General features: G+C 61.9%; 8 protein-coding genes. 6 read left to right on the plus strand and 2 right to left on the minus strand.

Features of this window, described 5'->3' with window-relative positions:
• Nucleotides 1-115: 115 nt before the first annotated feature.
• Nucleotides 116-3,382, minus strand: a complete 3,267-nt coding sequence (locus OES25_04000) for a PDZ domain-containing protein (protein MDH3626800.1) — start codon at nucleotides 3,380-3,382, stop codon at nucleotides 116-118.
• 167 nt (nucleotides 3,383-3,549) lie between these two features.
• Between OES25_04000 and OES25_04005 the strand changes: the two genes are divergently transcribed.
• From OES25_04005 to OES25_04030, 6 genes are all read left to right on the plus strand, one after another.
• Nucleotides 3,550-4,167 (plus strand): hypothetical protein, encoded by a 618-nt coding sequence (locus OES25_04005; GenBank protein ID MDH3626801.1) that lies wholly within the window; start codon nucleotides 3,550-3,552, stop codon nucleotides 4,165-4,167.
• A complete protein-coding gene (locus OES25_04010) occupies nucleotides 4,148-5,293 on the plus strand; it encodes a hypothetical protein (protein ID MDH3626802.1) in 1,146 nt (381 codons plus the stop codon). Before OES25_04005 ends, OES25_04010 begins: the two co-directional genes overlap by 20 nt.
• Complete coding sequence (locus OES25_04015; GenBank protein MDH3626803.1) at nucleotides 5,290-6,483, plus strand: divalent metal cation transporter; 1,194 nt, start codon at nucleotides 5,290-5,292, stop codon at nucleotides 6,481-6,483. The genes OES25_04010 and OES25_04015 overlap by 4 nt, the downstream gene beginning before the upstream one ends.
• 117 nt (nucleotides 6,484-6,600) lie before the next feature.
• Complete coding sequence (locus OES25_04020; GenBank protein MDH3626804.1) at nucleotides 6,601-10,797, plus strand: response regulator; 4,197 nt, start codon at nucleotides 6,601-6,603, stop codon at nucleotides 10,795-10,797.
• A 68-nt stretch (nucleotides 10,798-10,865) separates the two neighbouring features.
• Entirely contained in the window at nucleotides 10,866-13,337 is a 2,472-nt protein-coding gene (locus tag OES25_04025) for a TonB-dependent receptor (GenBank protein MDH3626805.1), read from the plus strand.
• Nucleotides 13,338-13,360: 23 nt separating this feature from the next.
• Nucleotides 13,361-14,371: an asparaginase gene (locus tag OES25_04030; protein ID MDH3626806.1), complete on the plus strand. Its 1,011-nt coding sequence runs from the start codon at nucleotides 13,361-13,363 to the stop codon at nucleotides 14,369-14,371.
• Here the strand turns inward: OES25_04030 and OES25_04035 are convergent.
• The gene (locus OES25_04035; GenBank protein MDH3626807.1) at nucleotides 14,355-15,935 is read right to left on the minus strand and encodes a TonB family protein; all 1,581 of its coding nucleotides are present in this window, start codon (nucleotides 15,933-15,935) and stop codon (nucleotides 14,355-14,357) included. The genes OES25_04030 and OES25_04035 overlap by 17 nt on opposite strands.
• Nucleotides 15,936-16,039: the final 104 nt, after the last annotated feature.

Here is a 16,039-nt window from a genome sequence, read left to right on the forward strand (position 1 = left end):
AGACGAAGCAGGCGGGGAGGACAATGTCCGCCTCGCCCCCGGGTACCCCGATCCCCATAGACACGGCACGAATCCGATTTCACGGATCGCCGTATCGATGAGGAAAAAAGCGCGGCTAGCGCTTCGGGTAGGCCGGGCGAATCGGTGTCACCGGCGGGTTTTTCTTGAGAGCGCCGAGGATTTCCTCGATCGCCCGTTCGAGCTGAGGGTCACCGCCGTCCCACATCAATGCCGGGTCGTCGATCACCTCGATGTCCGGATCGACCCCGTGGTTCTCGATGATCCACTCTCCGTCGGTGCTGTAGATCCCGAACGTCGGGGCCGTAACGACTCCGTTGTCGACCAGTGCGGGAGCCCCGCTGATCCCGATGAGGCCGCCCCAGGTTCGTGTGCCGATCAAAGGCCCCAGTCCCGCCTCGCGGAAATAGAAGGGGAATGCGTCCCCGCCGGAACCGCTCCACTCATTGACCAGCATGACCTTCGGACCCAGGTTCGAAACCGGTGGCCACTGCCAGTCCTGACCGTCTCGTACACCCCACCAGTTATAGAGAGGACGGTTGAGCATCTCGACAAACCGGTCGGGGATCTGTCCACCGTCGTTGAACCGCTCGTCGATGATGAGCGCGTCCTTGTCCCACTGACCCTGGAACATTCGCATCAATTCGTTCTGACCATTGATGCCCGTATCCGGGACGTAGAGGTAACCGACCCTGCCGTCCGTCGCCTCGTCCACGCGTCGCCGATTCGCCTCGATCCACGCGAGGTTGCGTAGCCGCGCATCGCCTCGAACCGTCTCGACCAGGACGTGGCGCGGCTCGGCGTCATCTGCAGTGACACCGATCGTCAGTTCCACCGTTTGTCCACCGAGACCCTGGAACGAGGCGTGGATCTCTTTGTCCGTGTCCAGCGCGATCCCGTTTACCGCCAACACGTAGTCGCCGACGTTGACATCGATACCGGGCATGCGTAGCGGGGATCGAGTCTCGGCATCCCACACCGCACCATCGAGGATCGCGGAGATCCGGAACGCGCCGTTCTCTATGACGAAGTCCGCACCGAGGAGTCCGACCGACTTGTTGTCGGCGCGCTCGGTATCTCCTCCTCCTCGATACGCGTGACTTGCCGAGAGTTCTCCGATCAGCTCACCGATGACGAAGTTGACATCCCAACGGGTCATCGAATCGCCGATCAGTTTTCCGTACTGACGACGCATGTTGTTCCAGTTAACGCCATGCATCCCGGGGTCATAGAAGTAGTCCCGCTCGATTCGCCAGGCATCACTGAAGATCTGTTTCCACTCGGCCATGGGGTCGAGTTGCATTTCTAGTTTAGAGAGGTCCAGAGGGCTCTCCATCTTTTGCCCCTTCGCCAGGTCCAGGATCGCCAGTTTTCCGGATGAGGCGACGAGGATCTTCTTGCCGTCCGCCGACACGGTGAACCCGCCGGCTGGCGAGAAGACGGTCTCTTCCTTCCGCTCTTTCAGGTCGTAGTAGGTGATCGTTCCGCCGGGTTGTGGGCCGCCGCCCGCTCTTCCACCCTTCATGTAGACCAACTTGCCGGAGACTGCGGCCAGGTTGCCGTAGTTGCCCGCCTCCGGGGGGAGGACCACCGCTCGGCGCTCAAAGCCCTCAAGGTCGATCGCTACGCCCTTGTCCTCCTCGTCCTCTTCGTCGTCCTCGTCCTTTGCGTCATCGTCGTCGGTCGATTCCTCGTCGGACTCATCCTCGATCTCTTCCTCGTCGTTGCGTGGAGCGAGGGGGGACGAGACGTCGTTCCTCAACGGGACTGCGATCAGGCGGGAAGAATTCGCGTAGACGAAGGCGTTGTCGAAATCGCTATAGATCGGAGTCATCGATCGGTTGCTGCGGTAGAACAGGTACTCGCCGTCGGGGTCGAAGGCGGGTCTCGTGTCGGTATAGAACCCCGAAGTGACCTGGTGCCGCTCAGCGTTTTCCGTGTCGTACAGGAACACCGCCCTCGATCGGAGGCCTAGATCGTTATCGTACGCCAGCCATCGACTGTCAGACGACCAGCTCACCGAGAAGTTGGCCAGCGCGCCATGGAACATCGTCGACGCCTGGTCAATCTCCTTGACCTTCCCGGATTCACGATCGAAGACGTGCATCTTCATCGCCTGGTCGATCCACATCATCTTGTTGCTATCGGGGGACCACGTGACCCCGTACCGAAAGCCACGTCCTAGCGTGGCAAGTTTTTCGGTCTCGCCGCGGCCATCCGCAGCCGCCAGATAGAGATCGTATTCGCCGTCCCGATCGCTGAAGAACGCAATCGACTTCCCGTCGGGTGACCAGGCCGGATAGCGCTCCGCCGACCCGGACCGATTGGAGAGGTTGCGAATGGGTCCATGTTCCGCAGGAACGGAAAAGACCTCACCACGAGCCTCGATGACCGCCCGTTTGCCGCTGGGTGAGATGTCGGCCTGTCGTACGTAGTTGGCGACGTTCTCGGTTCGCGGCTTGAGGGTCGCGCGATCGGTCCGCACCTCGACACGAATGTCGTGGGTTTCCTCGGTAGCCAGGTTCAGAACGTAGAGTCGGCCGCCGTTCTCGAACACGATATCGCCAGGTCCGATTGCGGGGAAGCGGACATCGAAGTCGCGGAACTTGGTGATCTGGCGTGTTGTCCCGTTCGTGGTGTCGTAGGCCCAGATGTTGGCTCGGCGGTCGGGACCACGGTCCGAGTGAAAATAGACGGTGTCCCCGTGCCACATCGGCAGACTGTCGTTCGATCCCTCGTTGGGAATCGTGCTGGACTGCTTCGAGTCAAGATCGAACAACCAGATCTTTGGTGCGGTGCCCCCGCGGTATCTCTTCCACGTACGAAAGTCACGGGTCACCGTGGTGTAGGCGAGTTGCTTGCCGTCACTCGCGAGAGACCCGAACTCGCCGTACGGCAGTGGGAGTTTTGTCGCTTGACCGCCACGCGGTGAGATCCGGTAGAACTGATTGAAGCGTTGTTTCCCGCTGGCGCGTCCCGACGCGAAAAGGATCGCGTTACCTTCGGGGTACCAGCCGAGGACTCGGTCGGCCATCGGGTGAAACGTCAGCCGCTTCGGAATGCCACCGCGGGTTCTAACGACGTAGACATCCTGGTTGCCGTCGTAGTTTCCGGTGAATGCGAGCCACTCGCCATCCGGCGAGAAACGGGGGAACTGCTCCTCGCCGGCGGGCGTGCTGATCCGATGCGCCTGCCCCCCAGTCTTGGCCACAAGCCAGATGTCTCCGGCGTAGACGAACGCGATCTGATCATCGGAGACATCCGGCTGGCGGAGCATCCGAGCATCGATACCGGCCAGAAGCCCGGTTACCGCAGTCCCGGCGACGAGGCAAAGCACAAGAAAAGAACGTAGATATCTGCGCATGGAGACGGGACCTCTCCCGCGTGCCCCCGGGTTTGCGAGACGATTCGGCGACCCTCCTGGCACTACGGATGCCCGATGATACGCGCGACTCCCGTTTTTGTTCCACTGACGACGTCCGTCCCTTCGTGCTACAAAGGGCGGGCCCAATGGAGTCAGGGAGATCCTCGATGTCAGAAACACCCCCCGTAGAGACACCCCCCGAGAAGCCCCCGTACGTGATCGAGGGGGCTCGGTCCGGGAGATCGAAGTGCAAGACCTGTCGTCGGACCATCAATAAGGACGCTCTCCGCGTCGGTGTGTTGATCGAGGGTCCGTTCGGGGTGGGCTATCTCTGGCATCACCTCAACTGTCTTGCCCGTCGCCAGTTCGAGCGCGTCGAGGAGGCCTATCGCGAGGAGGCCTGGCAGCACGCGAAGACGCCTCCGCCCAAGCTTCCGCCCCTCGAACAGCTGGCGAAGCTCCAGGAGGAGGCGGAGGAAAAACGCAAACAGCGAAAGACGCCGCCGTACGTCGAACTGGATCCTTCGGGGCGGGCTCGTTGCAAGCATTGTGGCGAGAAGATCGAGAAGGGGTCCCTCCGGGTGGCGATGGGCCGCGGGATCGAGTTCGGCAATCAGATCCGCACCGCGGTCGCCAACGTCCACCCCGCCTGTGTGAGCGAGGAGTTCGACCACGAAGAGTCGACCATCGAGCGCGAAGGGTTTGTCGGAACGCTACGGGCCAACAGCGCCACGATGTCCGATGAACAGATCGAGGCGGCGCTTCGTGAGATCGGCGATCTCTGACCGTTCGATACGTCGGAAGCTGAGGGGTTGTCTCTTTCGGCTGGCGGCGGCGGGATTGGCAGCGATCCTACTCTCAGCGGTTCTGGAGTTGGGGCTCCGACTGCTGCCGGTGAATCGGGGGCTGGCGGCGCAGGCCGTGACGACCGACGATCCGATCCTGCATTTTCGACCCAATCGAGACAGCTACTACTCTCACGGCTGGCGCATGACGCTGGCCAACCCGATTCACACCAACAACGCCGGCTACGTCAGTGACCTCGACTATTCTTCCGAGGCGCCTCATCCGCTTCTGGCCATCGTGGGGGACAGCTACATCGAGGCGGCGATGGTCCCATGGGAGTCGACCGCGGCGGGGCGTCTGGCACGGGAGGTAGAGGGGACCGGTGCGGTCTATTCGTTCGGTGTTTCCGGAGCACCGCTTAGCCAATACCTCGCGCAGGTGGGGGACATTCGAGCCCGATACGGTGCCGATGGTTACGTCGTGCTGGTGGTTGGAAACGACTTCGACGAGAGCCTCGCGCAGTACAAGCAGGACCCGGGCTTCCACTACTTTCGCGAGCAGCCCGACGGTTCTCTTTCACTCGAGCTTCAGCCGCTCCAGATCGGTACCGCACGACATCTGGTGCGGCGATCCAGACTCGGGATGTATCTCGTGGCCAACCTTAAAATCCTGAATGTGCGATCCCAGCTTGCGGCCAGGGGCTCGGGTTCGGACTCCTGGGTCGGCAACACCGTCGCCGCGGCAGAACAACAACGAGTCGAGGATTCACGGCGTGCGGTCGACACGTTCCTTGCGCGACTTCCGGCTGCCGCGGGAGTGACTCCCGAGCGCGTCCTGATCGTCGTCGACGGGATCCGCCCTCAACTCTACGAGGACCGTCAGCTCGAGAAAGCTTCGAGTAGTTACTTCGCGCTGATGCGCCGCTACCTTCTCGAACGTGGATCCAGTGCCGGCTTCGAGATGCTCGACATGCAGCCACGTTTCGTACAGAGGTTTCGCCGGACCGCCGAACGGTTCGAATTCGAAGAGGATGCCCATTGGAACGACGCAGGTCACGACGAATTTGCCAACGCCATTCGTGAGAGCCACCTGTGGCAGGCGCTGATCGTCGAGAATGGTAGATGAGTCGACGGTGGGCCGCCGTTGTCCTCAACGCGGTCATCGTGGCTGCATTCATCGGGCCAGGCACCGTAACGGCGGCCGCGTCCGCCGGCAGCAAGTTTGGTTCGACGCTGTTGTGGGCGATGACGTTCTCGGTGGTCGCTTGTTTTGTCCTGCAGGAGATGAGTGCCCGGATCACGATTCTCTCCGGGCGTGAACTTGGGACCTGTTTTCGTTCGGACCTTGCGGTGGCCGACGGATTGCGCCGAGTTCTGGTCGTTCTTGTCCTGGCGGCTGTGGTCATCGGTTGCACCGCGTATCAGGCCGGTAACCTCCTGGGTGCCGTCGCCGGGATCGGCACTGTCTTTCCGCTGAACGCTTCGTGGATGACCGGCGTCGTCGTGGTGCTCGCCGGTCTTCTTCTTGCTCTCGGCTCGCCACGACGAATCGCCGCAGGTCTCACCGCGCTCGTGGCGATCATGGGTCTCGCCTTCGTCGGCCTTGCGATCTCGGCCGACCCCGGGGTGGGCAAGCTGTTGAAGGATGGGTTGATTCCGACGGTGCCTCCGGGGTCGGAGACCCTCATCCTCGCGCTGCTGGGCACGACCGTCGTGCCCTACAACCTTTTTCTCGGATCCGGCGTCGCGCGCGGACGGGACCTGGCCGACACCCGATGGGGCATTGCCATCGCCGTCGGCCTGGGTGGAGTGATCTCGATGTCGGTCATGGTGGCGGCGTCAGGACTCGAGGGCCCGTTTTCCTTCTCCGTCCTGGGAGACCTGTTCGGAGATCGCTGGGGGGCCGCAGGACGGGGCCTGTTTGCCGCCGGCCTCATGGCCGCCGGTTTGACGTCTGCCGTGACGGCTCCGTGGGCTGCCGCGCTGACCGTACGAAGCCTCGTCGGCGATGCAGGTGCGAAGCGCTGGGCGTTCGCGGGGACTCATTTCCGAGGGGTCTGGATGACGATCCTGGCGATCGGGGCCGGCGTCGCCCTGAGTGGGGTCCGGCCCGTACCCGTCATCGTCGCTGCGCAGGCCCTCAACGGAGCGATCCTGCCGATGGTGGCGATCCTCCTCCTGGTGCTGGGCAACGATCGGAAACTGCTGGGCCCCGAGGGGGTTAATTCCCGGGGTTTTAATGCGCTCACGGTCCTGGTGATCGGGCTCTGTCTGCTCCTGGGCTGGAACCAGTGGCACGCCCTCATGACCAGTTAAATTATTATAAGTACATTCTCAACTAACCGCTCCCTCAAGCTGGTTTTCGCGCCTCCAGATCCATAAGTTTGACCGGGTGCCCGGTTGGTGTCTCCGATCGGTCGGCGAGGACCCTGGATGGCAAGAGATCTACAAAGGACCCGGGCGCTCTGGGCGCTCTGGGCGGTCGGCGGTCTTCTGATCGTCTTCACGCCGTTGCTGGCTCAGCGCGCCAGCTTCCGAAATCTGACCGTCGAACACGGTCTGTCCCAATCGCAGGTCGAGACGGTCGTCCAGGACGGTCACGGATTCTTGTGGGCCGGGACCTACCACGGCGTCTCTCGCTTTGATGGACGGCAGTTCGAGAACTTCACCCGGAAAGACGGGCTGGCCGAAAACATCGTGACCGCCAGTACCGTTGACGCGAACGGCCAGGTCTGGTTTGGACACCCCGGTGGCTCCGTGACCCGCTGGGATGGCTCCGCTTTCGTCGCTCACCCGAGAGCGACAGCGATGGACGACGACGAAGTCGCCGATCTCGTGGGAGACCACGATGGCAACGTCTGGATCGCCACCGATGGTGGCGGACTGTGGCGAGGACGTTCTGAGCAGCGATCGATTGAACTGGTACCCGGCTCTCCGCGAAGGGTTCACGCCCTGACCCTCGGGCCCGGGACGGCTCCCACACGACTCTGGATGGGAACCGATGACGGTCTCTGGATCGCGGATGTCGGTTCGGCGTCCGACGGACGTTTCCCTCCGCTCTATCGGGTTAACACGGCGTTACGACGTCTCCGCGGCAAGACCGTCCGAGCCATCTGGATCGATGAGCGTGGGAACGGCTGGATTGCCACGAGCCGACATGGGGTCTGGTTCCTCCCGGGCCTGAGCCGTCACGAGCCCGGTGGCCGGCCACCGGCAGCGATGAACGTCGAGGGTCTCCCGGAGTCGCGAATCGAGGACATCCGCGGCGATGGACGGACGACGATCTGGGTGGCGACCGAATCGCAAGGCGTATGGGCGTTTGACGATCGACTCGACTCCGGTCGCCCCGTCAATCTGCGCTCGTTCTCCGTCAACGAGGGACTCAGCTACGACCACGTAAAAGAGATCACTGTCGACCGAGAGGGCAACGTCTGGTTTGCGCTGTTCGGTGGAGGGATCTCGAGTTACATGGGTGGACTGTTCGAGACCACGCGACACAGCGACAACCCGCTGGAGTTGGGTGTCTGGTCGATTCTGGAAGACCCGGACAGCACTCTCTGGTTCGGCACCGACGGTGGGCTGATCCATTTCCGACCCGCCATCGCGGGAGAGCGATCGTCCGAATCCCAGGTCTACAACACGCACCATGGATTGTCCGAAGACTCCGTAAGGGCCATCGCGAGAGACCGCCACGGCAAACTGTGGCTGGCCACCAAGGGCGGTGGCCTCAATCGATTCGACCCGACGACAGGGCGTGTCGATCTGGTGGGTCCTGCACAGGGGTTCCCCACGTTGAACCTCCTATCGCTGATCCGGGCACGCGGCTCGTCGAGTCAAGACGAGTTCTGGGTCGGTTCGACGGAAGGGGTCGTTCGTGTCTTTCCCCATCCGGACGGCGATCTCCGTGAGGGAATTGGCGACGTCCAGCACTACCGATTGACGAATGACTCCGACGGCGCTGCGGTCTACACCGTCTTCGAGGACAGCGCCGGCACGATCTGGGTCGGTGCCACCGATCTCGGTCTTGCGAAGTTCATTCCCGGCGAGACTCCTCGCGCGCGAGGTCGATTCGAAATCTATGGCGAGGAGTTCGGGATCCATCATCTGGGACTCAACTCGATCGCAGAGGATCACGATGGGTTCATCTGGGTCTCCGCCGACGATGGCGGCCTCTACCGATTTGACGGAGAACGATTCGAAGATATCGCGACCGGTTCAATCCTTCAGGAAGAGAATGTCTATTTGGTCGCGTGTGATGCGACCAACACGATCCTGGCGGGTACCAACTATGGCCTTTACAAGTACAACCGCCTGACCGAAAGTTTCGTCTACTTCGGCCGGGAAGAAGGGTTCTGGGGCATCGAGGCGAACGTGAACGCGGTGACCCACGCAGCCAACGGCGACGTCCTGTTCGGCACGATCAACGGCGCCACCCGATACTCTCCGGGAGCCTATCGTCGCAACCTCGTACCGCCGCTGACCCACATCGCCGGCATGCAGATCTTTCTAGAGCCGATCGCGGTGATGAACGATCTTGAGCTCGGCTATCGCGATAACCACGTAACGTTTGATTTCGTCGGTATTTCGATGACAGCACCGGATCGGGTCCGTTACCGGTACAAGCTGGAGGGACTCGACAACGACTGGCTAGCGACCACCGACGCAAGTTCCGCGACCTACAGCAATCTTCCTCCCGGCGACTATGCATTCAAGGTGTTGGCCGCCAACAGTGAGGGAGTGTGGAGCGAGGAGCCGGTGTCGCAGGCTTTCACCATCAAGGCACCGTTCTGGATGACCGCCTGGTTCTACGCCCTGGCGTCCATCGGGGTGTTCGGCGTGGCGAGCTCCCTCTATCGCTGGAGGACCCGTCGTTTCGTCGAGACGAATCGTTCGTTGGAGAGAATGGTCGGCACTCGCACCCGTGAACTGTCGACGCAGAGCGAGAAGCTTCAGAGCTCCAACGCCGCGCTCGAGGAGGCACTTGAGCAAGCGCAACAGGCCGCGACGGCGAAGGGCCAGTTCCTCGCCAACATGTCGCACGAGATCCGAACTCCGATGAACGGCGTCGTCGGCATGACAGGACTTCTTCTGGATACGGACCTGGGTGCCGAACAACGGGAATACGCCGAGACCGTAAGGAAGTCGGCAGACGGTCTGCTCGCGATCATCAACGACGTTCTCGATTACTCGAAGATCGAGGCCGGACGAATTGACCTCGAGCCGATCCCGTTCGATCTTCGCGTCTCCCTGGAGGAGGTCACCGATCTCCTCGCCCCGCACGCGGCAGAAAAAGGGATCGAACTGATCGTCGAGTATGTCCAGGATGCTCCCCGACGGTTCGTCGCCGATGCCGGACGGATACGCCAGATCATCACAAATCTTGTCGGAAACGCACTCAAGTTCACGATGCAAGGGCATGTACTGATCCGCGTCGAGGAACGTCAACGGCAGAGCGAAACCAGCCAGTTGCGCGTGTCGGTTCGGGATACCGGAATCGGTATTCCGACCCAGAAGCTGAAGTCCGTTTTCGAGAAGTTCACCCAGGTCGATGCGTCATCCACGCGTCGTTTCGGGGGGACCGGTTTGGGGCTCTCGATCTCCCAGCAACTCGTCGAATTGATGGGTGGCGAGATTGGCATCGAGAGCACGGAAGGCGAAGGGTCCACGTTCTGGTTTGAGGTTCCTCTCGAGATCGATCACACGCCCGTCAAGATGTGTCTGCCGCTGGCGGACCTGAGGGGGCGGAGAGTTCTAATCGTTGATGACAACGACGTCAATCGGCGGATGTTGCACGAACGACTCTCCGACTGGGGGGTACTCGACGTTGACGTCGCCAACGCCGATGACGCGATGACCGAGTTGCTCGACGCCAAATTCCGGGACGAGCCGTTCGATATCGCCGTGATCGATTACCAGATGCCCGAGGAAGATGGAGAGTCTCTGGGGCGTCGTATCAAGAGCGACTTACGTCTCAGGGACGTCGCGCTAGTGATGCTGACCTCCGTCGGTCGACAGGGGGACGCCAGCCGCCTAACGGAAGCCGGCTTCGTGGGCTATCTGCTGAAGCCCGTAATGTATGACCAACTGCGGGACTTGCTGGGGATCATCTGGGGCGCACAGTGCGCCGGATCGAAATTGGATCTTGTAACCCGACATACCCTTGCCGAGATGCTCGCCCGTCAGGACTCTCTATCGGACGAGAAGACGGTCACGAATCCGAAAGCGGATCCGGAGAGCGCAGGGCCACGCGTGCGCGCCCTCGTCGCCGAGGACAACCGCATCAATCAGCGTCTTGCCAAGCTGATTCTTGAGAAACTCGGATGCGACGTCGATGTGGTCGCGGACGGTCTCGCCGCCGTCGAACGCTCTCGACGGTGCAACTATGACGTCGTGTTCATGGACTGCCAGATGCCGGAGCTGGACGGATACGAGGCGACCGCACGTATTCGCGCGCGGGAGGATGAATCCAACGGCAGTCGCCACCTACCGATCATCGCGATGACCGCCAACGCGATGATGGGGGATCGTGAACACTGCATCGCACAGGGTATGGACGACTACGTCTCGAAACCCATCAAGCCCGACGCTTTCCGTCAAATCATAGAGCGCTGGGCAACACGCGACGAATAACCGGTCTCCTTAAGTTATACTTCGGCGTCGTCCACCACTCAGGTGACGAAGCTGATGAGGAGATCGCCATGGCCACCCGTCGTGTACTGGGCTTCCTGATTCTTATCGTGTTGTTCGGGACGCTTGTCGTCGCGCAGTCCACTGGACGAATTGGCGGGCAAGTGGTTCGCGAAGACGGGTCCGGCGTGGGTGGCGTGGTGGTGGTGATCGCGCAGACCTCCGCGGCAACGTTGACCGACAACAACGGGAACTTCAGCTTCTCCGGTGTTCCGGCCGGCACCTACGCCGTGACGTTTACGTTCGGCGATCAGAGCACCGGCGCAGAGGACGTCGTCGTGAAAGCCGGCGAGGAGACTCAGATCCGGCAGACGGTCGACTGGTCTATCTCCTACGCCGAGTCGCTGACGGTCTACTCCGCATCCCGACGGCAGGAACGCATCGTCGAGGCGCCGGCTTCGATCTCGGTCATCAGTGAGCAGGAGATCGAACGCGAGGCGTCCCATGGCCAGGTGCCCAAGCTGCTGGAATTCACTCCCGGCGCCGAGGTTACCCAGAGCGGGATCTACGATTACAACTTCAACACTCGCGGCTTCAACAGTTCGCTGAATCGGCGAGTCGCAACCCTCATCGACGGTCGCAACGCCTCGGTACCGTTCCTGGGTGCTCAAGAGTGGGCTGCCGTGTCGTTTCCGCTCGACGATCTGGCGAGCCTGGAGTTCGTCCGTGGGCCCAGTGCTGCGTTGTACGGCGCCAACGCCTCGAGCGGCGTTTTGAATCTGTCGACGAAGTCGCCCCGCCACAGTCAGGGCGGAACCGTGCGTATCTCCGGTGGCGAACTGTCGACGACCAACGTCGACTTTCGTTTCGCGAACGAAGCGGGGGCCGGTTGGTATTACAAGGTGGCCGGCGGAATCCGAAACAGCGGAGACTTCACCGTTTCGCGTAACGGCGCGGCCGAGTATTCCGTTCCATGCACGATGAGCGGCCAGACCAACTGTCTGCCACAGGAGCCTCTGCCCCTGTTGTTGTCGGACGACGACGAGATCAGTTTCGGTGGTGTTCGATTCGACAAGTACTTCAACGACGAGAGTGTCCTCACGTTCGAGGGCGGGACGGCAGATGTCCAGGGACCCGTTTTTCAATCGGGCATCGGTCGTATCCAGCTAATCGATGTCAAGCGGCCGTGGGCCCGGTTCAACTACAACCGCGAGCACTTGAATATAACGGCGAGCTACACGGCTCGAGAGGCCGATAAGCAGTTAGCGCTCGCCAGCGCGCAAAACGTGGCGCTTGACACGGAACGCATTCAATTCGAGGTTCAAACCAACTGGGAATTCGGCGACGACCGTTTCCGGGTCGTCGCGGGTGCATCGCATACGGATGAGGACATCGACAGTCTGGATCCCGCAACCGGCAGGCAGACTCTGATGTTTGCGCCGGTGAGCGCAGACGCCCAGGCGGTTTACGCTCAGGTCGACATTCGCGCCAACGAGAAGGTCAAGGTGGTTCTCGCGGCTCGGTGGGACGACAGCACGTTGCACGATTCCCAGGTTTCGCCCAAGGCCGCTCTGGTCTTCAGCCCCTCCCGGGATCACACACTCCGCTTCACCTATAACGAGGCCTTCCAGGTCGCCAACTACTCAGAGTTCTTCCTGCAGGCGTCGGTGGCGTTACCTGTCGATTTGTCCGCAGTCGAGCCGATCTGCACGGCCAACCCCGACAGCATGGGAATGCCCACCACGCCGGTCGACTGCGGCTTCGGTAACGGGATGACACCGGTCTACGCTCTGGGCAACGACGATCTCGAGTTGGAAGAGATCAAGACAATCGAATTCGGTTACAGCGGCATCCTTGGTGAGAACAGCTACTTCACCGTCGATTACTACAGCAGCAACAACGAAAACTTCATTACCGACCTGGTTTCGCAGATCGGTCCCGGCGGCCGGGTCAATCCCGACTTCGGCCCCTATCAGGCGCCTGCCGGCCTGACACCGACGGCGGAGGCCACGTTGCTCGGGACGCTGGCAGCCGCCGCAATGATGAATCCAAGCCTTGGTCTCCTGACCAATAACTTTGATGGAGCACCGATCCTGGGAGCGCTCACTTACACGAACTTTGGCGAGGTCGACACCCAGGGACTCGATATCGGTCTGAATCACTATTTCAACGGCAATTGGTCGTTGAATGCCGCGTATTCGTACTTCGACTTCGATATCAAGACCGCCGGAGCTAGTCCCGATCAACTGTCGCCAAATTCTCCAGAGCACAAGTTTGTCCTGGGAGTCGGCTATGTGGACTCCAGACATTCCGCCGATCTAAGCGCTCGCTGGGTGGACGACTTCTTCTGGGTGGTCGGGCCGTTCCAGGGCTCTGTCGAGAGCTACACGACCGTCGATTTCAACTGGAACTTCAAGATCAACGATACGATCTCGGTGGGTGCCAACGTCGCCAACCTCCTGGACGAGGAGCACTGGCAGTCCTTCGGTGGCGACTTGCTGGCGCGACGGGGCCTGGTTAACGTCGCCTTCCACTGGGACTAGCCCGGAACGGCTACACTGGCCGCATGAAACCGACGATCAGAATCGTTCATACCGGCGGGACGCTAGGTATGCGGCCCCGCGAACCCGACCGTGCGCTCGCGCCAGACGAATTCGGTACGACCGTCCTCGAGCACGTGCCGGAGCTATCGCGGATTGCGGAGATCGAGGCTCAGGTCGTCTACAACATCGACTCCTGCGATCTGACCCCCACACACTGGATGGAGCTGGCGCGTACGATCCACCGCTGCGCCGACCGTTGCCGCGGGGTGGTCATCACGCACGGGACGGATGCGATGGCTTACACGGCGGCCGCGCTGTCCTTCGTCCTACGGGGGCTGCCGTTCCCGGTGGTCCTGACCGGGTCACAGCGCCCCCTCGCGGACATAAAGACCGATGGGCGGGCCAACCTCATCGGCGCCGTCGATCTGGCGACCCGGGCCATCCCCGAGGTCGGGATCTATTTCGGCGGACTCCTTCTTCGAGGCAATCGAGCGACGAAGACAAGCTCGTTCGCGTTCGGCGCGTTCTCGTCGCCGAACGCACTCCCGCTCGTCGAGGTGGGCGCGGAGGTCCGCCAAATTCAGCCGACCTGGCCCGTGACGGGGGAGTTTCGTGTTGAGGGGTCGTTCGACCCGCGAGTCGTCGTACTACGTCTTGTGCCCGGTCAGTCGATCAAGGCCGCTCGATCCGTAATCGACGCAGAGACCCGCGGCGTCCTGCTCGTCGGCTTCGGAACCGGGAACATCGCCCTGGCGAAGAGCGACCTACAGGATCTTATCCGCGAGTTGACGTCCGCAGGTGTGGTGGTCGCGATCGGCTCCCAGGCCGCGCACGGCCGTGTGGACCTGGGTCGTTATTCGGGAGGTCGTGCGGCTGCAGAGGCCGGGGCGGTCGGGATCGCAGACATGACCCTCGACGCGGCCGTTGTGAAGCTGATGTACCTGCTCGGAACCCACCAAGAGCCCGCGGCGGTGCGGCAGTGGCTTGACCGACCGATCTCCGGGGAAGTAACTCCCGCTACAGAGCAAACTTGATGCGAACCTGGAGCCAGGTCTGAACTTCGACCCCGTTCTTGGTGGCCGGTTCGTATTTCCAACCCCGCACGGCATCGATGGCGGCCTTGTCCAGCATCGACCCCTTGGTGCCCGCGGGATTCAGGATGTCGCCGACGGTTCCGTCTTCCTTCACCAGCACTGTCAACGTGACCACGCCTTCCTGGCGCATCCGTCGCGCAAGCGGGGGATAGGTCGGGGAAACACGATGGACGAGCGTGGGCTTGACATCGACCAATCCCATCTCAACGAGCGCACCCCGAATCGTTCTTGGGGCCTCGGGCGTGAGTTCGATCGCCTCGAGTTCTGCGTCCAGAGCTTCCGCGGTCAGGTCCTGTAGCTGGGCGTTCGAAACGCTGGGATTCGCAATCGGTTCCGCGAGATATTTGGGAGTCTCGACCGCGACCGGTGTCTTCCGCACGAATTTCCGGACCGGCGTCTTACGAGGAGCCGGCGTGACCTTCACGGGTGCAACGTCGACGGGTGCAACGTCCACGGGTGCCGGGTCGACGGGTGCCGGATCCTGCTGGACCGGCTTCTCTACGATCGGTTCGGCGACCTTGTCCTCCGAAAGGGGTTCGGCCTTCGCGGCGAGCAGCGGTACCGGTTCCGCCTGGAACGGTTCCCTTGACGGCGGTTCCGGTGTCGAGTTCGGCGAGAGGAAGACGTAGCCGCCGCCGGCGATCATTGCCAACACGACGACGATCCCGACCCACAGCCCGATCCGGTTGGGGGGCGAGGGGGGAGTCGGGGATGGTGTTGACTCGGATCGATCTCGGACGGCTTCCAGCTCGAGATCCTTGACGGCGTCCTCGAACGCGGTGGGGCTGGTCTCGGGGACGGGCGGTGCGACGGAACGCGCGGCGTCGGTGGGGATCAGTGCGTGCAGAGCCGAGTCGATTTCGCGCTCCGCGTCTTTGCTCACCGCCGGCGCTGGCGGGGGAGTCACGGCGGGGGTGGCCGGTAGCTCGTGCGACTCCTGCGTCGCCTGCGGTGTGTCCTCGGCCTCGGGTTCGGCCTCGGCGTCAGTCTCGTCGCCGACGATTGAATCGATCATGTTGTCGAGCTGATTCATGATCTCGTCTTCGGAGAGATGATCCAGCGCCAACGACTTGTGGGTCTTCTTCTTCGGCGCGGCCTTTGTCACCTGTGACGCGGTCGTGCTGCCCGGGTCGGGAATCAGACGCCGACAGGTTTCGACGAGGGCGGCGGGGTCGACGGGCTTCTCGAAATACTCATCGGCACCGAATTCGGTCAGCGCCTTCGTCCGAAACTGGTCGCCGCGATAGGTCGCCGCAGTGACGATGACCGGAGTTCCTGCCCCCGAGGTTTCGGCCTTGATCGCCCGACAGACGTCGAACCCGCTCCGTTTGGGTACCATGGTCTCGACGATGACTAGATCTGGATGGAGTTCCCGAAAGGCGTCGAGCCCGGATTCGCCGTCCATGGCAATCTGGACGTTGAGACCGGAGTCCGAAAATGCCTCGAGGGTTCCCTCGATCGCAGACGGGTCGTTCTCGATTAAAAGGATGGTCTGCTTCGTCATTTTGCACTGGCCCCATGCGAGATGGTGGCGACGGGCCTTGGGCTCCGCGACCTCCACACAGGGCAAAACATAGGTTCCGGCCCGGCAACCGGCAATCGGCGTGC

The sequence above is a fragment of the Acidobacteriota bacterium genome, assembly GCA_029861955.1.
Lineage (GTDB): Bacteria > Acidobacteriota > Polarisedimenticolia > Polarisedimenticolales > Polarisedimenticolaceae > JAOTYK01.